Here is a 21,955-nt window from a genome sequence, read left to right as displayed (position 1 = left end):
GGCAAAACCAAAAGCCAATAGCCAACAGCAAACAGCGCTTATTTTTGGGGATGCCCCCCGCAACTTTCTCGCGCACGATCCGCGTGGCGCACAGCCCGGACTCGGACGACGCGTTCATGTTCTACGCGCTCGCCGAAGGGTTGATAGACACCGGCGGGATCGAGTACGTGCACGAGCTGCAGGACATCGAGACGCTCAACCAGCGCGCGATGCGCGGCGAGCTCGAGGTCACCGCGGTGTCCATCCATGCGTACGCTCATATCGCGGACCGATACGCTCTCCTGCCGCACGGCTGCTCGATGGGCGACCAGTATGGGCCGCGGCTGGTGGGCAAGCGCGTCTTCACCGCGGAGGAGCTGCGCGGGAAGCGCGTCGCCACGCCGGGGCCGCTGACCACCGCGACGCTGGCGCTGCGGTTGTACCAACCGGAGGTAGAAACCGTACACATGCCCTTCGACCGGGTCGAGGACGCGGTGCTGGCCGGCGAAGTGGACGCCGGAATGATCATTCACGAAGGGCAGCTGACGTACGCCACGCGCGGGCTCAAGCTGAGCGCCGACATGGGTGAATGGTGGTTCCGGGAGACCGGCTTGCCGCTGCCGCTGGGCGGAAACGTCGTGCGCAAGGATCTGGGCGAGGAGCTGATCCGGACCGTCTCGCGCCACCTGCGGGAGAGCATTGCGTACGCGCTGGACCACCGGAGCGGCGCGCTGGACCACGCGATGCAGTACGCGCGCGGTCTGGACCGGGGCACGGCCGACGAGTTCGTCCGGATGTATGTGAACCGGTGGACACTCGATTATGGTGCGACCGGCAGGGAAGCGGTTCAGGTTCTGCTGGATCGCGGGCACGACGCCGGAATCATCGGCCGGCGCGTGGCCGCGGAGTTCGCGGACTAGCCGTACCGCTTGACGCCACGACATGTCTGTTGTATTCGGAAGTGGGAGCGTGGAAGTGACCGAAGTGACGAACGCCGGAGGGGGCACAGGTCGTGCAGGCCAAGTGTGGCTCGCTCCATCGCATTTGACTGTGGTCCAGCAGCTTTACTGATAAGGAGGCGGCATGCCGGGGAGAGATGGACTCGAGCGGGGTTTCAGCTTCGCCGATCGAGACGAAGACAGCGAAGACGTACCCAGCTACGGTGGAGGCGGACGTCCGTCGTACGATGACGACGAGGACGAGGACGGCAGCGGTTGGGCGTTAAACAAGGACCACACCGAGAGTCTGTGGGACAGCGCGGAAGATCATGAGGACGACGACGAGGAGCCGGGCCTCACCCCGGAGGTGACGGAGGATGAGGACGAAGAGGCCGATCTCTTCGCGGTGACCGCCCCGCGCCGCCGCGGCAGGCCGCGCAGCGTGAAGCCGGCGCCTCCGATCGAGCCGAGCATCTTCGAGACGGGCGACGTTACGGGTCTCACCGGCACGCCGTCGACGCCCGGAGCCGCGCAGAACACCGGTGCGGCCACGGGAATCGCCGCGGCAACCGACGCCGCCGGTGGGGCCGGCACCAGTGGAGCCACGGCCACGCGCGCGAACACCGGCGGAGCCGGCAAGACGTCTCGCCCGGCCGCGAAGACGGCGAAGAAGCCGGCCGCGAAGAAGGCCGCTCCCAGGAAGGCGGCCAAGGCCGCCAGGAAGCCGGCGAAGAAAGCCGCCGGCAGGTCGGGTGCGACCAGTGCAAGAAAGAAGTCGGCTCGCGGCGGCTCGAAAGCCTCGGGCGGCAGCCGTGGCGCCAAGTCCAAGCGCGCGGCATCGGCCTCGCGCGGCATGAAGAAATCCGCGGGTCGCGGTGCGAAGAAGCGCGCGGCTGCCCGCAGGCCAGCCGGTCGCAAGACGGCGGGTCGCGCCGGCGCCGGCCGGGCATCGACGGCCGGCGGACGGGGCTCGAAGGCGAGCCGCGGCCGCGCCGCGGGCGGCGGCAGAGCTGCCGGAAGGTCGGCCAGCCAGCGTCGCGCCAAGGGGAGAGCGGCGCGCCGCTGATCCGCTTGCGCCTTGGCGTGGTGCTGGACAGACGCAACGAGGGTGGAGATCCAGGAGAGCGTGTAACGCGGGTGCCCGCTCGCAAGAGCGGGCGCGCTACTAGCTCTCCTGGGGCCTCCACCCTCGTTGCGTCCGCGCGCACAAGGCGTCGTTGAACGCAGCGCCCTCGCACTAGCTTTCGACTGCCATGGAAGAAGACGGCAACGCCAAACTCAAAAAGCTGCTGCTCTCCGGCGGCGCGATCGTCGGGGCCGCGGCGTTGTTCAACGCGTTCGCGCGGCAGGGCGTAGACCGTCTCACGAACCTGATCGGCGGCGAAGAGGGGGGGTTCAGCTGGCGCGGCCGGCGGATCGCGTTCACCAAGCGCGGCAGCGGGCCCCCGCTGCTGCTGGTGCACGGCATCTACCCGGCCGCGTGGTCGTACGAGTGGCGGAACAACGTCGACTATCTCGCTCGCACCAACACCGTCTACACCATCGACCTGCTCGGCTTCGGCCGCTCCGACCGGCCCGCGATCCGCTATTCGGCGCGGCTGTACATCTCGCTCCTGTCCGATTTCGCCGCGCAGGTGATCGGCACACCGTGCGTGCTGATCGCGTCGTCCCTGTCGGCGGCGTACGCGTTCGTGCTCGGCGCGCGCGATCCGCAGCGGTTCCCCGGCCTCGTGATAATCGCACCGTCAGGCCTGGTGCGGCTGACCGAGACCGGCAGCATCGCGCTCGACGCCGGGCGGCTCGCGCTCGACTCGCCGGTGCTCGGCACCGCGGCGTTCAACGCCATGGTCTCGTCGCGCGCGCTGCGCGCGCATCTCCGCAAGAAGTACTCGGACAACACCATCGTGACGCCGGAGCTCGTTGGGGTCGCGCACACGACAACGCACCAGCGCGGGGCGCGGCACGCGCTCGCCGCCGAATTCGCGGGACAGCTCAACATCGACGTCTCGCGCGCGGTGCGCCGGCTCATGCAGCCGACCCTGCTCGTGTGGGGGAGCGACAGCACCGAGGCGCCTCTGGACGAAGCGACGCGCTATCGCTCAATTCAGCCCGCTATCGAGCTGACCGTTTTGTCACCCGCGGGAGACCTGCCGCACGATGAGCGTGCCGAGGACTTTAATGTTATCGTTTCCGCATGGCTGAGTCGCCAGTCGCTCTCCTCCGCGCCCACTCCCGCCACGCTCCCTGGAACGCCCGAGGCCTCGCAGCGCATGTGACCGCGCTGGTGGACGCCGCGGGATTGCGTCCAACCAATGCGTCGGCGCGCGCGGCGCCGACAGCGCGAGCGGTACGGTTTTACGTGGCCGGCGGACTGATGGATCGGCCCGACGGGTCGGGCACCGCGGCGACTTACAACTACCGGCATCTGCTGCAGCTCCTCGCGATCAAGATCCGGCAGCGCGAAGGTCAGAGTCTCGAGTCGATCAAGCAGGAGTTCACCGGCGTCACGGGCGACGCGCTCGAGCGGCGCATCGCTACGTCGCTTGCGCCCGCGCTCGGCGCCGGCACCGCCGAAGCCGTCGCGCACGACGACGATCCGGCACGGTCATGGCGCAGAGTGGATGTCACCGAAGGAGTGGAAATCCACGTCCGGTCGGACGTGTCGGCGGCGAGAGAGAATGCCGTGGTCGCGATGCGGGAAGCGGTTCGTGCCGCGCTCGGCAGAGAGGACGTGCGCGACTAAAACGACCAACAGCAGGGATGGGTGAACGGTTGTTGGTTTGAGTTCTGGTTAACTACGGGTTGTGGGTTGGTGGTCATTGGTGGCGAAGCGACCCGCAACTTTGGCCCTTTCAGGAATTCTGTGTGTGAGGTCATACTCTAGCCATGAGGAGGCTGTATGGCCAAGACACGCAAGAAGGATTTGCCCGCTGTTCCTGCTGCGGGGTTTGACCCGGCGTCGCTCGACGCCCTGATCGGGAATGCGAAGACGGCGGAGGATGTCGAACTGCTCTTCCGCCAGATGAAGAAGGCGCTGATGGAGCGGATCCTTTCCGGCGAGCTGACGCACCACTTGGGCTACGAGCGGGGTGCGGAGAAGCCCGAGGGCGTGAGCAATCACCGGAACGGGACGACGCCCAAGACGGTGCTCACCGAGGAAGGCGCGATCCCGCTGGAGATCCCTCGCGACCGATCGGGGACGTTCTCGCCGCAGCTCGTGCCGAAGAATGCGCGCCGTCTCCCGCGCTTCGACCAGAACGTGCTCTCGCTCTACGCGAGAGGGATGACGGTGCGGGAGATCAGGGAGCACCTGGAGGAGCTCTACCAGGTGGAGGTCTCGCCCGAGTTTATCAGCACGGTCACCGACGAGGTGCTGGAGGAGGTCACGCTCTGGCAGCAGCGGCCGCTCGAGAGCTGCTACCCGGTGGTGATCTTCGACGCTCTCAGGGTAAAGATCCGCGACGAGGGCGTGGTGCGGAACAAGGCCGTGTACCTGGCGCTCGGCATCACGCGCAGCGGCACGAAGGACGTCCTGGGGCTCTGGATCGAGCAGACCGAGGGCGCCCGGTTCTGGCACCGCGTGATGACCGAGCTCAAGGCGCGCGGAGTCGAGGACATCCTGATCGCGCTGATCGATGGGCTCGCTGGTTTTCCCGAAGCGGTGAACGCTGTTTTCCCCCAGACCCAGATCCATGGCTGCGTAGTGCACGTGGTCCGGCGGAGCCTGGCTTTTGTATCCTGGAAGGACAGGAAACGCGTGGCCGCAGAGCTACGGTCGATCTACCGCGCGGAAACCGTACCCGCCGCCAAGGCCGCGCTCGACCGCTTCCGGAAGGGCCCGCTCGGAGAGCAGTATCCGACGATCGCCCCGATCTGGGACCGGCAGTGGGAGTACATCACGCCGGCCTTCGCGTACCCCCCGCAGATACGCCGTGTGCTCACGACGACGAACGCGATCGAGAGCCTGCACAGCCAGCTCCGGAAGATCATCAAGACACGCGGCCACTTCCCGAACGACGAGGCCGCGGCAAAGCTTATCTATCTCGCGCTGCGCAACATCCACAAACGCTGGCATGCATCCAAGGAATGGCATGCAGCAATGACCCACTTCGCCCTGTTATTCCCAGATCGCTTTACCCCTGAACCGCACTTCTAAGCAAAAGCCTCACACACAGAAATTCTGATACCGCCGCAACTTTCGACCGTCAACCGGTCGTTAACCGGTCGTTAACCAGAACCAACACCGACGACCGTTCACCCAACCCTGTTTTTGATCCACTTTCCCGACTATCTCTTGAGCCGTCTGATCGGCGGATCGCCGGTCACCTTCTCCCACCCCGCCGCCGCGCCGCGCTGCGACAGCAGCGTCGCCAGTCCCGCGGTGATCGCCGACGCCAGCGTGAAGCTGAGCGCTTTCCTCCACGGTTCGATCGGCAGCTGCTTTACGTTCGGCGGATCCTCGTGCGTCACCGCGCGCCAGCCGCGGTTGAGCGCCTTCTGCACGATCGCGCCCGCCAGCATCGCCGATCCCGCGGCGACGATCGCCCACAGCATGCTCTCAGGCTTCTGTCTCTTTTTCTTCATCCGTATTCCTCTTCAAGTCCTCACCCTTGTAAGAGGGCAATACCGATGCCGCGCCCTTCTCGATCTCTCTAGGACGCAGCACGCAGCACGCAGCGCAGTTACAGCACGCGCCACAGCTTCTCCGCGCCCCAGCTCAACAGCTTGTCCTTGAGCGGCCAGCCGCGGACTTCCTCCAGCGTCATCTCCTTCGAGTAGTTGAGATCCTCGAAGAAGATGCCCTCCATGCGCTGGCCGAAGCCTTCGTCGAGCACGACGATGTTCGTCTCGTTGTTGAACGAGATGGAGCGGTTGTCGAAATTCATCGACCCGATGGTGGACCAGTAGCTGTCTACCACCATGGTCTTGGCGTGCATCATCGACGGCTGGTACTCGTAGATGCGCACTCCGCCTTCCAGCAGCTCGTCGTACATCGCGCGGCCGGCGTACCACGTGGTCTTGACATCGATCGGCGGGCCAGCCGTGAGCACGCGCACGTCCACGCCGCGCTTCACCGCCGCGATGAGCAGCGCCTTCAGGTTGCCGTCGGGGACGAAGTACGAGTTGGCGATGTACAGCGTTTTGCGCGCACCGGCCAGCGAAACGGAGAGGAACCGCTCGGCCGGGGTGCTCCCCACGCTGGGAATCGTGTGCATCAGCCCGGCGTTGATCTCCCCGCGCTTCGACAGCGCGGGCCACGGAAAGAACATGTCGCCGGTGATCAGCTCGCCCGTGGCTTCCACCCAGCCGGCGGCGAACGCCGCCTGCAGCGACGCGACGGTCGGGCCGCCGAAGCGCACGTTGGTCTCGCGCCACTGCCCTTCGCTGTGTCCGTCGCCCAGCCAGTAATCGGCCAGCCCGAAGCCGCCGGTGTAGCCGATCTCGCCATCCACGACGACGACCCGCGCGTGCGACCGCTGCGTCGCCTGATGCAGCGTATACCACTTGAGTGGACGCAGCCACGCGACCTCGACCCCTGCCTGCCGGAGCCCCTCGATCCACTCTTCCTTCAACTGCCCCGACCCGAACGCGTCGAGCAGCAGCAGCACCCGCACGCCGGCCCGCGCCCGCTCGGAGAGGTAGTGCGCCAGCGTGTCCGCGACGGCGCCCGGCTGCGAGTAGTACATCTGCACCGTGATCGTCCGCTTCGCCGCCGCCAGATCATTCCAGAGAACCGGATACGTCCCTTCGCCGTCGAGCAGGATGTCGACCCAGTTGCCCTCGTCGATGTGCGTCCCGGTGTACAGCTCGATCGACTTGGCGAAGAGAGAGTCGCGCACGTGCGGCGGCCCCTCGTCGTCCCCTTCGGCGATGACATGCTTGACGGTATGGCTGCGCGTGACCGATAGAATTCCTATCAGCGTCAGCGTCAGCACCAGCAGGACCAGGAGAATCGACCCGGCGTATTTGATGAACGTCATTCGGCGTTTCTCCGCTTGCCTGAAGGTCTCAAAGCTTGCTCCCAGTCACGAATCAGAACAGTTTCGGCGGAATGAATGTCGCAGCACGCCGCCGAGCAGCCACCCGGGCGATAGTACTCGACCGATCGCTGGAGGCGTTGCCGTTCTTCCGCCTCAGTGATTCCGCCGACGACTCCGCGATAAGCTACTCACCACCGTCCGGCGGGCGCTGGCGCGTGCTTCCCAGCCCCGGCGACCGCCTGCCCGGCACGTTCGACCAGGACATCTACGTGGAGCTGCTCCGTCGCTATCACGAGTCCGGCTTCCCGGCCGACGGGTGCCTCACATTCACGCTTCATGCCTTTCTTCGCTCGATCGGACGCCGGGTGGACGGACGGACGTACGAGCAGCTGCGGGCCGGCCTCGCCCGACTGCACCGGACTACGGCCGAATCCAACGGCGCGTATTTCGTGGCAGCCGAGGGCAAACCGCTCGACGGCGGCTTCACGCTGCTCACCGCCGTGGCGATCGACCGCAGGCGGCTGACCGATCGCGAGCAGCTCAGCTTCTTCCCCGCCCTCGAGTCGGCCGAGCCCGGCGAGGCCAGGGTCACGCTTTCGCCGCTCATGCGCGCGAACATCGCGGCCGGCCACACGATCACCCTGTCGCCGGCACACTATCTCGCCCTGAGCAGTCCCGTCGCGCGACGGCTGTATCGCCTGCTGGAAGTCGCGCGCGCCGAGGGACACCTTACCTGGCGCTCGTCGCTGGAGAGCCTCGCCGAGCAGCTGCCGCTGGCCCAGCGTTTCCCTTCGCACCTGCAGCGCGTCCTCCAGCCAGCACACGAGATGCTTCTTGCGGCCGGCATCGCGCGCAACGTCCGTGTCAAGCAGGTCAATCGCGAATGGATGGTCGATTACGTCATCGCCGGCAGGGCCGGAACCCCGGCCGCGCCCGGCGGTACTCATTAGGTTAGATGATGACACCCAAACAGAAGAAAATGAGCCGTTTCCGCAGGCACTTCATCGCCGCCGCGCTGGTCCTTCCCCTGATCGCAGGCGCGTTCGTACAGCAAAACCAGAGCTCGCTCGAGAACGCCCGTCTGCTCGAGCAGGTCATGCAGCTCGTGTCCAACCGGTTCGTGGACACGCTGAACGACGCGCAGCTGTACGAGAAGGCGGCGCGCGGACTGGTGCACGAGCTGAACGATCCGTACACCACGCTGCTCTCGCCGCGCGAGCTGTCGAACTTCAACGCGCAGACCGGCGGCCGGTACGGCGGCATCGGGATGGAGATCGCCGAGGTCAACGGGTTCGTGACAGTGCAGAAGGTTTTCCCGCACACTCCGGCCGAGCAGGCCGGCGTGCAGGAAGGCGACCGGATAGTCGTGATCGACACGGTGCAGGCGCGCGGCTGGACCGTCACGCAGGTATCCGACGCGCTCAAGGGCACGCCCGGCACGCGCGTCTCCGTGCAGTTCCAGCGCCCCGGCGTCCCCGAGCCGATCCCCGTCCGGTTCACGCGGGCGATCGTGCACATCCCCGCGGTGCCGTACGCGATAATGCTGGCGAACAGCTACGGCTACATCCCCCTGCTCCAGTTCAACGAGACGGCGACGAAGGAGCTGTCCGAGGCGGTGCAGCGCCTCGTGGGCCAGGGCGCAAAGGGGATCATCCTCGACCTGCGCGGCAACCCCGGCGGCATTCTCGACGAGGCGCTCACGGTCAGCAACCTGTTCCTGCGCGAAGGGCAGGAGATCTCCAGCATGCGCGGCCGCGGCACGGAGCCGCAGACTTTCATCGCGCGCGAGCGGCCGCTGTCGGCGGAGCTGCCGCTGGTGATTCTGCAGAACGGTGGATCGGCCTCCGGCTCGGAGATCGTGGCTGGCGCGCTGCAGGACCACGACCGCGCGCTCATCGTCGGCACGACCTCCTTCGGCAAGGGACTGGTGCAGACGGTGTATCCGCTCAACGGCGGGTACGCGCTGAAGATGACGACCGCGAAGTGGTTCACGCCCAGCGGCAGGTCGATTCAGAAGGAGCGGAAGCTCATGCCGAACGGCGAGTTCGTCGAAGTCGCGCCCGACTCGCTCGAGACCGAGGAGACGCGGCGCAACAAGCCGCAGTTCCGCTCCGACGCCGGCCGCATCGTTTACGGCGGCGGGGCGATCACGCCCGACGTGATCGTGCGTCCCGACACCCTCACATCCGCTGAGCAGCGTCTGGCTACCGCGCTTGCCCCGCAGAGTCAGATTTTCCGCACAACCCTGTACGATTATGCGCGTGAGCTCAAGTCGCAGGTGACGCCCGATTTCGTGTTCCAGCCCGCTTGGAGAGAAGAGCTGTTTCGGCGCCTGACAGCAGCGGGAATCAAGATCGAGAAGGAACTGTACGACGAAGGCGCGAGCGAGATCGACGCCATTCTGAGCGACCGCATAGCCGTCGTGGCATTTGGCGATTCCACCGCAAAACGTCGCTCGGTGGCCGAGGACAGGCCGCTTCTGCGCGCGATCGAGCTGCTCGGCAGGGGCCGCACGCAGCAGGACCTGTTCGCCATAGCGCGGACTCTGGCCGCGGCGCCGAGAGAGTAGCTTTTGGCTATTGGCTATTGGCTGTTGGCTTAGCTAAGAGCCAAGAGCCAACAGCCAATAGCTGCCAGCGCTGTCTGTTGGTCGGGCTTGCGGCGCCGTAAACTTCACCCGTCCCAACCGGAGCGCCCCATTCTCACCACGGCAATCATCCTCGCGGTCCTCGCGGCCCTCGGGCTGTTTACGCTCTCGAAAGGCATCAAGATCATCGGCCAGGCAGAAGTGATGGTCATCGAGCGATTCGGGCGATTCAACCGGGTCGCGCGCTCGGGGTTGAACCTGTTGATTCCGTTCGTCGAGCGCCCCAAGACGCTGGACGTGCGCTTCCTCGAATCCGGACTTGCGGGCAACACCCTCAGGATCTCGTCCACGTCGCGAATCGACCTCCGCGAGCAGGTGCTCAACTTCCCGAGCCAGCCGGTCATCACCAAGGACAACGTCACGATCGACATCGACGCCGTGCTGTACTACCGCGTTGCCGATCCGCAAAAGGCGACGTACTCCGTGCAGAACCTGCCGTACGCGCTCGAGACGCTCACCCGCACGACGCTGCGCAACATCGTCGGCGAGATGGAGCTCGACTCCACGCTGGCGAGCCGCGACGTCATCAACCGGCGCATGCGCGAGGTCATCGAGGAAGCGTCGATCGGCTGGGGCGTCGACGTCACCCGCGTGGAGCTGCAGGCGATCGAGCCGCCGCGCGACATTCAGCAGTCTATGGAGCTGCAGATGCGCGCCGAGCGCGAGCGCCGCGCGGCGGTGACGAACGCGGAAGCGGGGAAGCGCGCGGCGATTCTCGAAGCCGAAGGCGTGCGCGAATCGCAGATCCGCCGCGCGGAAGGCGAGAAGGAAGCGTCGGTGCTGCGGGCGCAGGGTCTCGCGGAAGCGCGGCTGGCCATGGCGAACGCGGAAGCGGAGGCGCTGCAGCGCATCGCCAACTCGCTGCCCGACGGGCAGGCCGCCGTCTATCTGCTCGGCGTCAAGTATCTCGAAGCGCTGCCGTCGCTCGCGCAGGGCAAGGGCTCGACGATCTTTCTCCCGGTCGAAGCGGCGGGCGTCATGGGCGCGCTCGGCGGACTGCGCGAGCTGCTCGTGCGTGGCGGAAGCGGAGGGGATTCAGCCGTTCCTTCGCAGCTCGGCCCGCGACCGGATGCGGGCACATCGCGGGATCGCTGACTTGGCTATCGGGGAGAAGCGCGCTACCCAGATCGCGCGGAGCCATCCTTGCGTGATCTGCGGTGAATTCAGCTTCAAGAAGCTCACCGTCAAACCCGCCAGCGCCTCACATCGCGAGGAGCTGGGCGAGGCGTGGCACGTCACCAGGGTCTGTGGAGTATGCGGAGTACATCAGGAGATCGGCATCGATGCGGAAGGCGACGTAGTGTACGAATGAGCCGCGCGCTGATCGCGTGCGCGCTCGTGCTTGCCGGCGCATGCGCGCCGCCGGCCGGTGTCGTAACCCTACCAGTTCAGATTCTCGACGACCCGTCGGCCACAGCGCCGGCGCTGCATCCGCGCTACCTCTCGGTCGTCGAGCCGCCGAATTTCACCCGGGCCGTCGAGCGCGGCACCAGAACGCGTGCCGGGCAGCCGGGCGCACGCTACTGGCAGCAGTACGCGCGGTATCAGCTCTCCGCCTCACTCGACACCGCTTCAAAGGCGCTCAGCGGCACCGGCACCATCCGTTACTACAACCGCTCCCCCAACGCCCTCCCGCGCCTGGCGCTGCACCTGTACCAGAACCTGTACGCGCCGGCCGCGCAGAGGAACCGGGTCGTGAGCGTGACGGGCGGCGTAACTCTGTCGCGGCTGTCCGCGCGCGGAACGCAGCTCGCGGCGCTCGCATCCAGCGACACTACCAACACCGGCTACAGACTCGACGGAACGATCGCTTGGCTCAATCTCCCAACGCCGCTCGCCGCCGGCGACAGCATCGATCTCGCCGTAGCGTGGTCGTTCCCGATCCCGCCGCTGCCCGGCTCGCCGCGCATGGGACAGGACGCGGAAGTGTTTCATCTCGCGTACTGGTATCCACAGCTCGCCGTGTACGACGACGTGACGGGCTGGCAGACCGACCAGTACATGGGCACGGGCGAGTTCTACATGGGCTACGCCGACTACGACGTGACGGTGCGCGTGCCCGCGGGATTGCTGGTCGTGGCGACAGGCGAGCTGGAGAACGAATCGGAAGTACTCGCGCCCGCGGTGCGCGGCCGGCTCGAGCGGCTCCGCACAGGCAGAGGCGCGGTGGACTCAGGGATCGTGCACATCGTGTCAGAAGGGGAGCGCGGACCGGGGCGCGCGACGGCTACCGGCGGGACCGACCGCACGCTCGCCTGGCGGTTCACCGCGAATCAGGTGCGCGATTTCGCGTGGACCGCGAGCGGCAAGTACGTCTGGGACGCGGCACGAGTAAGCGTCGGCGACGCGGACGGTGACGGCGACGGCGATTTCCCGCTGGTACACGCGCTGTATCGCCCGCAGTACACGCTCTGGCGCGAGACCGCGCGGTACGCCCGGCACTCGATCGACTTTCTGTCGCGCTTCCTCTGGCCGTACCCGTACCCGCACATGACCGTCGTCGAGGGTCTCGCGGTCGGCGGCGGGATGGAGTTCCCGATGACCACGTTCATCACCGGCTCGCCCCGCGATTCGGTGGCGCTGCAGAGCGTGACCATCCACGAGATCGGCCACATGTGGTTCCCGATGGTCGTCGGGTCGGACGAGAAGCGGAACATGTGGCAGGACGAAGGGCTGACGAGCTTCAACGACTGGAACGGATCGGTCGAGTTCTTCCCCGGGATCTCTCCCGCGACGCTGATGGGGACCTCGTATTACCGGACCGCCCGCGCCGGCACCGAGCTCGAGATCATGCGCCACGGCGACCACTACATGCGCGACGCGGCGCGGGGTGTTGCCGCGTACGACAAGCCGATGGTCGCGCTGCACGCGCTCCGCGGCATGCTCGGCGAGGATTTGTTCATGCGCGCGTACCGGGAGTACGGACGCCGGTGGACCAATCGCCACCCGCAGCCGCAGGATCTGTTCAACACCTTCAACGACGTCACTGGCCGTGATCTGTCGTGGTTCTGGCGCACGTGGTTCTACGAGACATGGACGCACGACCAGGCGATCGCCGCGGTACAGCGGTCGGGCGACCGGCTGCTGGTGACGGTCGAGGACCGCGGATCGGCGCCGATGCCGACGAGACTCGTGGTAACCCGGTCGGACGGAACGACCGAACGGGCGGAGATTCCGGTCGAGGTTTGGTTGCGGGGGCAGCCCCGCGCGACCCATACGGTCGAGAATGCGGGGACAGTGACCCGGATCGAAATCGATCCCGAAGGCTTCTTCCCGGACTTGGACAGGTCCAATCAGGCCTGGAGTCCATAGTCCCGGGATGCTGTAAGGGAATCCAAGAGGTGAGAGGCCAGAAGCCAGATAGCCAGATTGTCAGAAGAGGCTATCTCTCTTCTGGCCTCTGTTTTCTGGCTTCTCATTTCTTGGATTCCGCTTCCACCGCCAAGGAACAGCTTCCCCACGGAACAATGCTCCCCAGGTCCGGGTAGCAGCCCTTGCCAGGAACTCCGCCCCGGAACAGCTCCCAGGAACATCTGGTTCCGGCCCTTCCGGGGGCTGTTAGATTACACGAGCAGCGACCTTGGCTCCGTCCCTACGTAGCCAACGAGCGTCGCTTATTGGAGGATTTGAATGCGTAAGCCTCGTCCCGCGACGTACAACCCCGCTCAAGCGCTCAGCCTCATTACTCACGACCGGCACGGCAAGCCGCTGAGCTGTCCTTCCTGCTCCGGATCGATCTCGCGCCATCCCGATCAAGAGCCACCCCCGGCTACCACTCATGTGACGCTGACCTGCAAGGAGTGCGGTCGGGTCGCGCGGTACATCGCCGGAGCCGCGTAACCGCTTACCGCGCATAAAAATTGCCCGATTTTTCCTGGTTGGCGGTACCGCGGCGCAAGCCGCCCGTACGGTAGGGGAGAAGTGCAAGGTAAGGGGGCAAGCAATGGCGGAACGGATCACGGGTACTGTGAAGTGGTTCAACGACGCGAAAGGGTTCGGCTTCATTTCGCGCGAGGGCGGGCCTGACGTGTTCGTGCACTTCAGCGCCATCCAGGGCAGCGGGTTCAAGTCGCTCGCCGAAGGCGACAAGGTCGAGTTCGAGATCGTGCAGGGCCAAAAGGGACCGCAGGCCGCGGACGTGACCAAAGCCGAATAAAATGTTCGCCACGCGCGAAGTCACCCGGTGACGGTGACGAACGCCCCGCGAGGATCGTGGGGCGTTTTGCTTTATTGGAGGTTCCGAGGTGGTGGAAAGGGAATCCAAGTTTGGAGTGTGGCGGTACGGAGTCGGCAGTCAGGAGTTACTGCATACTGCTCACTCCAAACTGCCACACTCCATACTTGGATTCCCTCGGCCGTAGACTCGGAACTTGCCGCCACACGTCACATATTTGACAGGGGCACCTCTCTTGCCCCCCCTCGGGCCTTACTCGACATACGGAGATCTTGAGCAATGGCGGCAATCTGGAAGGGAGCGGTCACCTTCGGCCTCGTGAACATCCCGGTCGAAGTCATGACCGCGGTCCGGGACGATCACATCAGCTTCCGGATGCTGCACGCCGAGGACCTGTCTCCGATCCGGTACGAGCGGGTCTGCCAGGAGGAAGGCGAGCCGGTGCCGTGGAACGAGATCGTCAAAGGGTACGAGTACGAGAAAGGCAAGTTCGTCGTGATGACCGACGACGACTTCAAGGCCGCGGCGGTCGAATCCTCCCGCACGCTCGACATCATTGATTTCGTCAAACAGGAGGAGATCGACCCGCGCTACTTCGAGACGCCGTACTTCCTCGTTCCCGCCAAGGGGGGCGAGAAGGCCTACGCTCTGCTTCGCGCCGCGATGCAGAACGCCGACGCCGTCGGCATCGGCAAGATCATCATTCGCACGAAGCAGCACCTCGCGGGGATCAAGGTCGTCGGTGACGCGCTGGTCATGGAGATCATGCGCTTCTCCAACGAGCTGGTCGATCCGGCCGAGTACACGTTCCCGGAGGCCGACATGGTCCGGCCGCAGGAGCTGCAGATGGCCGAGATGCTCGTCGCCAATCTCACGGAGCAGTTCAGTCCGGACAAATACACGGACGACTACCGCGAAAAGCTGATGAAGGTCATCAAGGACAAGATGAAGGGGAAGAAGATCAAGTACGAGGAGCCGGAGGAGGTAGAGGACACCGGCGTGCTCGATCTCATGTCGCGGCTGCGCGAGAGCCTGGAGCAGGGCGGCGGCGGGAGAGCCGCGAAGCGGGGCGGCGCGAAGGCGAACCGCGCGGAGCGCGAGCCGGCGGCGGCGAAGAAGACGACGCGCTCGAAGAAGCGAAAGACCGCCTAACCGGACTCACACCCAATGGCGCGCAGCAAAGCGCCGCGTAAGCGCGCCGGAGCAACGTCCGGAAAAGAGAAGGCCGCGGCCGGGCAGCTGAAGGAATACCGCCGCAAGCGCGACTTCTCGCGTACGCGCGAGCCGGCGGGTGGAGCCGGGCCCGCGCGCAAGAAGACGTCGGCGCGGAAAGGCCTGCGTTTCGTGATCCAGAAACACGCGGCCCGCAACCTTCACTTCGATCTCCGCCTGGAGCTCGACGGCGTCATGAAGAGCTGGGCCGTGCCGAAAGGGCCCAGCATCGATCCGACGGTGAAGCGGCTCGCGATGCAGGTCGAGGATCATCCCATCGAGTACAACACGTTCGAGGGGACGATACCCGCGGGCCAGTACGGCGGCGGCACGGTGATGCTCTGGGACCGCGGCACGTACACCACGGTCGAGCCCGTCGACGACGAAGAGGAGGCGCTCCGCGAAGGGTACCGCAAGGGCGATTTCAAGATCTACTTTCACGGCGAGCGGTTGCAGGGCTCGTACGTGCTCGTTCGAATGAAAGGTGCCAGGTTCGGCTCATCCGACAAGCCGCAGTGGCTGTTCATCAAGCACCGCGACGAGTTCGCCGGCCGCGAAGACATCGCGGAGACGTACGACAGCTCGGTCGTCAGCGGCCGCACGATGGACGAGATCGCGGCGGACAGGAAGAGCAAGGCGTGGAACAGCAACCGCGGCAACGCGGCCGAAGCGCGCAAGGCCGCGCGCGCGGCCGCGAAGGCCGAAGCGAAGAAGCCTCCTGCCCGGACGGTTGCGCGCAGCGACCCGAAACCGCTCAAGCTCTCGAAAGTGCTCGAGCCGATGTTCGCCAGCGTCGGCAGCGAGATCCCGAAAGGGGACTGGACGTTCGAGCCCAAGTACGACGGCGTGCGCGTGCTCGCGTTCTGTACCGCGAAGGACGCGAGGCTCGTCACCCGCAACGGGCACGACAAGTCGCGGCAGTTTCCCGAGATCGCCGAGGCGCTCCGCAAGCTCGCGTCTTCCGCGCGGCGCGACTTTGTGCTCGACGGCGAGGTCGTCGCGCTCAAGCAGGGAGAGCCCGTGCGCTTTCAGGAGCTGCAGGGCCGCATGCACGTGACCGATGACAAGGCGATCGCGGTCCACCGGGAGGGATCGCCCGTCGGGATCTGCCTGTTCGACATTCTGGTCGACGGGAAGGACGTGCTCGTCCGCGAGCCGTGGAGCGAGCGGCGCGCGCGCCTCGAGAAGCGGATCGCCTCGCGCACGTCGAGCGTGATCCGGCTCGGCGAGACCAGCGACGACGGCGAGAAGCTGCTCGCGCAGGCGAAGCAGCAGGGTTGGGAAGGGATCATAGCCAAGCGCACCGGCGCCGCGTACGAGCCGGGCGTCCGCTCGCGCGCGTGGCTCAAGCTCAAGATCGAGTTCCGGCAGGAGTTTGCCGTCGGCGGTTACACCGAGCCGCGCAACAGCCGCTCGCACATCGGCGCGATCCTGCTCGGCTACTACGACGGCGACGACTTCGTGTACGCCGGACACACCGGCGGCGGCTTCACCGATCAGGGGCTGGCGGACATGTACAAGCTGCTCGCGCCGCTCGAGCGGGACACGCCGCCGTTCAGCACGCGGCCTAAGACGAACGAGAAGCCGCACTGGGTAAAGCCGAAGATCGTAGTCGAAGTGAAGTTCAGCGAATGGACCGCCGACGGAAAGCTCCGCCAGCCCATCTACCTCGGCACCCGCACCGACAAGTCGGCGAGCAAGATCACCCGCGAGGCGATGAGCGCGCAGCCGCGAGCGAGGGAATCCATGCCCGCAAAAAAGACCTCGACACGCGCAAAGACGGCGAAAGCCGCCGCGCGCGCGAAGAAAACCACGGCCGCCAAAAAGACCACGCCGGCGAAGAGAAGGAGCGCGGCGAGATCCACCGGCAAGCTGATCGCCGGCGCCGAGCCGCCGGCACCGCTCCGCGCCGATGCGGCCCGTGTCCTCAAGCAGATAGACGAGCTGTGCGGCAGCGACAAGCGCGGCACGCTCGACTTCGGTAAAGGCCGGACGCTCTCCGTCACGAACCTGGCCAAGGTCTTTTTCCAGTCCACCAGCCACACGAAGGGCGACCTGCTCCGCTACTACACGCTCGTCTCTCCGTTCATCCTCCCGACGATCGCCGACAGACCGCTGGTGCTCAAGCGGTTTCCCAACGGGATCCACGGCGAGGCGTTCTACCAGCAGAAGGCTTCCGACGACACACCCGACGGCGTTCGCGTCGAGGTAGTCACCAACGACGACGGTGAGAAGCAGCGCCGCATAGTGGGCGGCGATCTGCTCACTCTGCTCTACACGATCCAGCTCGGCGCCGTCTCGGTGGACCCGTGGCACGGCCGTTTCCCCGATCTCGCGTACGCCGACTACTCGATCATCGATCTCGATCCGGGGCCGAAGGCGAAGTTCGGGCGCGTCGTGCAGATAGCGATCTGGGTGAAGGAAGTGCTCGACGAGCTCGGGCTGCACGCGGCGCTCAAGACATCAGGCTCGGAGGGTTTGCACGTGTACATCCCGCTCCCGCCGCGGACGCCCACTGACGCGTCCACGCTGGTCGCGCAGATTGTCGCGGAGCGCGTGGCGCGCGAGCACCCGAAGGAAGCGACGGTCAAGCGGTTCACGAAACACCGCGGCGAGGCGGAGGTGTACGTCGATTATCTGCAGAACATCAAGGGGAAGACGGTCGCCGGGCCGTACTGCGTTCGGGCGCGCGATGGAGCGACAGTTTCGACTCCCCTCGACTGGGACGAATTGACTGCGGAGCTCGATCCACGGGACTTTACGATCGATTCGGTAATGGAGCGGTTTACTGCGAAAGGGGACATCTGGGGAACGGCGATGAAGCGGAAGAACTCGTTGCGGAAGCTGCTGGCCGCGAACACGCGCAAGGAGAAATGACGGGGAATCCAAGAAGTGAGAGGCTATCTCACATCTGGCTTCTCACTTCTTGGGCGTCGAAACCCTGAAGGCGCTCCCCGCGAGGCGGTTCGTGCTCGATGGCGAGATCGTCGTGCCAGTGGGCAAGGCGCTGTCGTTCGACGAAGCCGAAGCCGAGGATGAAAAAACGGGAGGCTAGGGCTGCTCGAGCTCGCGCGCCCAGACGTTCCTGAACCTCGTGCGATTGCCGTGGTCCTGCAGCTTGATCGGCAGCCGGTCCGCATGTGCCGTGTACGTCGCGCGCCGCCGGTGCGCGGTCGCCCCGAGCAGCTCGACGTTGTCCTGCACGAGCACACCGTTGTGCAGCACGGTCATCCGCGCCGGCGACAGCACCGCGCCCATCGTCGAATCGAAGCGCGGCCGCCGGAACACGATGTCGTACGTCTGCCACTCCCCCGGGGAGCGCGACACGTTCACCAGCGGGGGATGCTGCCCGTAGAGCGCGCCCGCCTGCCCGTCCGCGTACGTGCGATTCTCATGCGAATCCAGGATCTGCAGCTCGTACAGCCCCATCAGGAACACGCCGCTGTTCCCCCGCCCCTGTCCCTCACCGCTCACCTCCGCCGGCGTCGCCCACTCGATGTGCAGCTGCACGTCGCCGAAGCCGCGCGCCGTCTCGATATCGCCGCTGCCGGGCACGACCTCGACGAACCCGTCCCGCACCTGCCACGGCGCAGCGCCGCCCCGCACCGACCGCCATTCCGACAAATCCCTTCCATCGAACAGGACAATCGCGTCCGACGGCCCACCTCGCACCGACACGATCCGCGGCAGCGTCCGCAGCGTATCGTGCACTTCCCACTGCGGCTGAACCTGGGCGGCCAACGGCGACGCAAGCGCGGCGCTCAGCGCCACCACGCGAATCAATCCCATTGGTCCGCCGCCGCGTACGCATCGATCACCGCCCGCTCCCCCTCGCGCCCCGGCCGCGCGTTCCCGTGCTCCATCCCCACGATCCCCGTGTACCCCTTGGCGTGAATGTGCCGGAAGACGTTCCGATAGTTCACCTCGCCGGTCCCTGGCTCCTTCCGCCCCGGATTGTCTCCCACCTGGAAATAGGCCACCTCGTCCCACGCCGCGTCGATGTTCGGGATCAGGTTCCCTTCGGTGATCTGCTGGTGGTACATGTCGAAGAGGATCTTGCACGCCGGGCTCCCCACCGCCTTGCAGATCATGTGCGCCTGCGGCACTCGCATGAGAAACTGCCCGGGATGATCCCGCAGCGTGTTGAGCGGCTCCAGCACCAGCACCAGCCCGTGCGGCTCGAGAATGGCCGCCGCGCGCTTCAACGTCTCGATGACGTTTGCTGTCTGAAACTCCCTGTGCAGGCGCATGTCCACGTGCCCGGGCACCACCGTCATCCACCTAGCGTTCACCCGCTTCGCCACGTCCACCGACTCGCGAATCTCCCGCAGGAACGCGTCGCGGCTCTCGGCCTGCACGAGATCAGGCTCACGCCACTTGATCGTGTGGGCCACAAACACGCCCATCTGCATCCCCAGCCGCGTCATTGCCGCCGCGACGCGATCCTGATCCGCTACCGGCCGGTCCTTCATTCCGTTGTCCTCTAACGCGACGAATCCCTCCGCGCGCATGAACTCCAGCTGCGCGACGAGATCGCTCCCGGCGTGCTCGCGGAACATTCCGAAATGGGGCGCGTAGCGGAGCCTGAACGTCCTCGGCGGCTGCAACCAGGACGATCGCGGCGACGGGATCGCCGCTACGGACAATACGCCGGACTTCAAGAAATCGCGCCTGATCATCTGCCGGTCCGGTTTAGCTTCGTCACACGTGGCTCGCCCTGGCTCACTCGCAAACGCAAGAGGCCAGGAGAATCCCCTGGCTTCGGCGGTGCATGCGAATCTACGCTCGCGCTAGAAACCGCTGGCCGTGCGCAGCGGAAGCTCGATCTGCGAGCGCTCCGCCTGGCCCATTTCCCCCTCGAACAGCGGGTCGTTGTTCTCGTCGAGCAGGTGGGTGAGCGTATAGTAGTAGTGCAGGGCGTGCACCGGGGCGGCATGGCCATATCCGGCGGACTTGGCGATCGCGGTCGCTTCCTCGCGGACGCGACGCGGCAGCTTCCCGGCCTGCGGGAGCGCGAGCAGCCGCCGGATTTCGCCGGAATTCCTCGCGAGCAGCGCCGCGCAGAGTGAGTCTACATATGCCAGCATAGGCCCTCCGTGACGGATCGGCGCCTGACGGCCACTTCCTCCGTCAGGTCCACTTTGCAACTACTACACCAATTGGCGCAATAGTTTCAGGGCCCTTCTGTACGAAATGCTACAAATGTGCTGCTGCGGAAAATTATCGATTCCGCGGCGGCCGCTTGATGATCGCGCTCCCGGGCGCAAACGCCCCAATGGTGATCGGGAGGCGCCCTGTAATGGGGATTTCGACGAGCAGAGCTCGGGCCGCGGCGATCTGCGATACGGGCGCGCCGCTCCAGGCAATGAGGTAGGTCGGCACGGATGGAATCTGGCTCAGCAGGTACGGGTTCCCGAACGCCACCACGATCGGATCCCGGCCGCGAGCGGAGCTGCGCTGGACGAAATCCACAAACGGTCGTGGGGCGCCAACCGTCACGGCGTCCCAACCCTGGCCTACGTATGAGCCGATAATAGTTACGTCGGCTGAATCCGTGGCAGCCTCCAACCGTGCCAGCGACCCGGAGATGTCGTCCGCGGGGACGAAGATCGTCCGCAAGCGCGGGTAAACCCGCCTCAGCTCGGCGTTGAACGCCGCACCCGCGGCGAGGTCGGCGCGACGCGCGACCGTGATGGACAGAACGCGCATGCCGGGCGTCGGATTGCGCAGGAGCTGTCGGCCTGAATCCTTTAGGAGGACTATCGACCGATCCGCAATCTCACGCGCCACCGCGTAGTTGGCGCTGCCGCCCACCACCGCGCGCACCGAGTCGAGCGGCACGAGCCGGTTGCGGTCCAGACCCATGCGCTGCTTGAGAGCCAGGAGCCGCCGCACCGCGGCGTCGATCCGCGCCTCGGTGTACCGGTTCTCCGCCACGCCTTCGACGATCGCGTCGATCGTCGCGCGGATGTCGAGCGGCTGGATCAGCACGTCCGCTCCGGCCGCGACCGCGCGCTTGGTCGCCTCCTCGGCGCCGAACTGATCCAGCACGCCGCGCATGTCCATCGCGTCGGAGATGATGACGCCGCCGAATCCCATCTCCTCGCGCAGCAAGTCGGTCAGGACCTCACGCGACAGTGTGCCCGGCACGCCCGTCGAATCCAGCGCCGGCATCACGCCGTGAAACGACATCATCGCGCCAACGCCGGCGGCGATGGCAGCGCGAAAGGGCGTGAGTTCCAGGCTGTCGAGCCGCGCGCGACTGACCGTGATGACCGGCAGCGCGAGATGGGAGTTCACCTCCGTGTCGCCGTGTCCCGGGAAGTGCTTGCCCGTGGCGAGCATCCCGTGCTCCTGCAGCCCGCGGATGAAGGACGCGCCGAGCCTGCCGTCCAGGTGCGGGTCCTCGCCGTAGGAGCGGACGTTGATCACCGGGTTGGCCGGATTGCTGTTGACGTCGAGTATCGGCGCGTAGGCGATGTGAATGCCGAGCGCGCGCCCCTCGATCGCGGTGACCCGTCCCTGCTCGTACGCGAGCGCCGTATCGCGCGTGGCGCCGAGCGCCATCTGCGTGGGAAAGAGCACCGCGCCGCCGAGGTCGATCGCGTTGGGTACGAAGTAGCCGCCGCGCGCCCGGAAGCCCGCGCCGAACTCGAGGTCCGCGCCGACGAGGAGCGGGACCTCGCTGAGCCGCTGCATCGCGTTCAGTTTGGCGGCGATCTCCGTCGGCGATCCGACGGACACTGTGTATCCGCCGACCTTGTCCTCGACGATTTCCCTGCGGACGCGCTGCCACTGCGGCGAGTCGAGCGCCGTGTAATCGCCGAGGACCGTGGGCCAGACCATTTGCGCGGCCTTCTCGCGCAGAGTCATGGAAGCGAGCACCGAATCGACCCAGTTGGAAGCCTGTGCCGCGCTGCCAGGTTGCGGGGTGGACGCGGGGATCGCCGCGCATGACAGGCACGCCGCAGCGACAAGGATCGTGGAGAGCTTCATCGGGTGACTGGTGACTAGTGACTAGTGA

The 21,955-nt window shown here is 66.0% G+C and carries 20 protein-coding genes; 14 read left to right on the top strand and 6 right to left on the bottom strand.

Annotated elements, in window-relative coordinates; genetic code table 11:
* The first annotated feature begins 50 nt into the window (after positions 1–50).
* The 5 genes from WEA80_07065 (at position 51) to WEA80_07045 (ending at position 5,073) form a co-directional block, all read left to right on the top strand.
* On the top strand, positions 51–899 hold the full coding sequence (locus WEA80_07065; protein MEX1186333.1) for an MqnA/MqnD/SBP family protein: 849 nt from the start codon (positions 51–53) through the stop codon (positions 897–899).
* 163 nt (positions 900–1,062) lie between these two features.
* A complete protein-coding gene (locus WEA80_07060; protein ID MEX1186332.1) occupies positions 1,063–1,983 on the top strand; it encodes a hypothetical protein in 921 nt (306 codons plus the stop codon).
* A gap of 187 nt (positions 1,984–2,170) precedes the next feature.
* A complete protein-coding gene (locus WEA80_07055) occupies positions 2,171–3,193 on the top strand; it encodes an alpha/beta fold hydrolase (protein MEX1186331.1) in 1,023 nt (340 codons plus the stop codon).
* On the top strand, positions 3,190–3,660 hold the full coding sequence (locus WEA80_07050) for a MerR family transcriptional regulator (GenBank protein MEX1186330.1): 471 nt from the start codon (positions 3,190–3,192) through the stop codon (positions 3,658–3,660). Before WEA80_07055 ends, WEA80_07050 begins: the two co-directional genes overlap by 4 nt.
* Before the next feature lie 156 nt (positions 3,661–3,816).
* Positions 3,817–5,073 (top strand): IS256 family transposase, encoded by a 1,257-nt coding sequence (locus WEA80_07045; protein MEX1186329.1) that lies wholly within the window; start codon positions 3,817–3,819, stop codon positions 5,071–5,073.
* 131 nt (positions 5,074–5,204) lie between these two features.
* Here WEA80_07045 and WEA80_07040 read toward each other — a convergent pair whose 3' ends face one another.
* Both WEA80_07040 and WEA80_07035 read right to left on the bottom strand, forming a co-directional pair.
* Positions 5,205–5,501 (bottom strand): DUF4235 domain-containing protein, encoded by a 297-nt coding sequence (locus WEA80_07040; GenBank protein ID MEX1186328.1) that lies wholly within the window; start codon positions 5,499–5,501, stop codon positions 5,205–5,207.
* 98 nt (positions 5,502–5,599) lie between these two features.
* Entirely contained in the window at positions 5,600–6,898 is a 1,299-nt protein-coding gene (locus tag WEA80_07035; GenBank protein MEX1186327.1) for a phospholipase D-like domain-containing protein, read from the bottom strand.
* Between the two features lie 71 nt (positions 6,899–6,969).
* Here WEA80_07035 and WEA80_07030 point away from each other — a divergent pair, with 71 nt between their 5' ends.
* From WEA80_07030 to WEA80_06990, 9 genes are all read left to right on the top strand, one after another.
* Positions 6,970–7,848: a replication initiator protein A gene (locus WEA80_07030; protein ID MEX1186326.1), complete on the top strand. Its 879-nt coding sequence runs from the start codon at positions 6,970–6,972 to the stop codon at positions 7,846–7,848.
* Between the two features lie 8 nt (positions 7,849–7,856).
* Positions 7,857–9,467 carry a S41 family peptidase gene (locus WEA80_07025; GenBank protein ID MEX1186325.1) on the top strand — a complete coding sequence of 537 codons (1,611 nt, stop codon included), beginning with the start codon at positions 7,857–7,859 and terminating at the stop codon, positions 9,465–9,467.
* A gap of 87 nt (positions 9,468–9,554) precedes the next feature.
* Entirely contained in the window at positions 9,555–10,640 is a 1,086-nt protein-coding gene (locus WEA80_07020; protein MEX1186324.1) for an SPFH domain-containing protein, read from the top strand.
* 1 nt (position 10,641) lies between these two features.
* The gene (locus tag WEA80_07015) at positions 10,642–10,857 is read left to right on the top strand and encodes a hypothetical protein (protein ID MEX1186323.1); all 216 of its coding nucleotides are present in this window, start codon (positions 10,642–10,644) and stop codon (positions 10,855–10,857) included.
* Positions 10,854–12,857 (top strand): M1 family metallopeptidase, encoded by a 2,004-nt coding sequence (locus tag WEA80_07010; protein ID MEX1186322.1) that lies wholly within the window; start codon positions 10,854–10,856, stop codon positions 12,855–12,857. Before WEA80_07015 ends, WEA80_07010 begins: the two co-directional genes overlap by 4 nt.
* A gap of 631 nt (positions 12,858–13,488) precedes the next feature.
* A complete protein-coding gene (locus WEA80_07005; protein ID MEX1186321.1) occupies positions 13,489–13,701 on the top strand; it encodes a cold-shock protein in 213 nt (70 codons plus the stop codon).
* Positions 13,702–13,998: 297 nt separating this feature from the next.
* The gene (locus WEA80_07000; protein ID MEX1186320.1) at positions 13,999–14,871 is read left to right on the top strand and encodes a Ku protein; all 873 of its coding nucleotides are present in this window, start codon (positions 13,999–14,001) and stop codon (positions 14,869–14,871) included.
* Positions 14,872–14,886: 15 nt separating this feature from the next.
* Positions 14,887–17,808: a non-homologous end-joining DNA ligase gene (gene ligD, locus WEA80_06995; GenBank protein MEX1186319.1), complete on the top strand. Its 2,922-nt coding sequence runs from the start codon at positions 14,887–14,889 to the stop codon at positions 17,806–17,808.
* A 49-nt stretch (positions 17,809–17,857) separates the two neighbouring features.
* On the top strand, positions 17,858–17,986 hold the full coding sequence (locus WEA80_06990) for a hypothetical protein (protein ID MEX1186318.1): 129 nt from the start codon (positions 17,858–17,860) through the stop codon (positions 17,984–17,986).
* Here WEA80_06990 and WEA80_06985 read toward each other — a convergent pair.
* The 4 genes from WEA80_06985 to WEA80_06970 form a co-directional block, all read right to left on the bottom strand.
* Positions 17,983–18,720, bottom strand: a complete 738-nt coding sequence (locus tag WEA80_06985; protein MEX1186317.1) for a DUF1080 domain-containing protein — start codon at positions 18,718–18,720, stop codon at positions 17,983–17,985. The genes WEA80_06990 and WEA80_06985 overlap by 4 nt on opposite strands.
* The gene (locus WEA80_06980) at positions 18,711–19,592 is read right to left on the bottom strand and encodes a TIM barrel protein (protein ID MEX1186316.1); all 882 of its coding nucleotides are present in this window, start codon (positions 19,590–19,592) and stop codon (positions 18,711–18,713) included. The genes WEA80_06985 and WEA80_06980 overlap by 10 nt, the downstream gene beginning before the upstream one ends.
* 129 nt (positions 19,593–19,721) lie before the next feature.
* Complete coding sequence (locus tag WEA80_06975) at positions 19,722–20,018, bottom strand: hypothetical protein (protein ID MEX1186315.1); 297 nt, start codon at positions 20,016–20,018, stop codon at positions 19,722–19,724.
* 133 nt (positions 20,019–20,151) lie between these two features.
* Positions 20,152–21,927 (bottom strand): glycoside hydrolase family 3 protein, encoded by a 1,776-nt coding sequence (locus WEA80_06970; protein ID MEX1186314.1) that lies wholly within the window; start codon positions 21,925–21,927, stop codon positions 20,152–20,154.
* Positions 21,928–21,955: the final 28 nt, after the last annotated feature.

The organism is Gemmatimonadaceae bacterium (assembly GCA_040882285.1).
GTDB lineage: Bacteria > Gemmatimonadota > Gemmatimonadetes > Gemmatimonadales > Gemmatimonadaceae > JACDCY01.
Note: the sequence above shows the minus strand (reverse complement) of the source record. Positions and strands in the feature narration are given on the sequence as shown.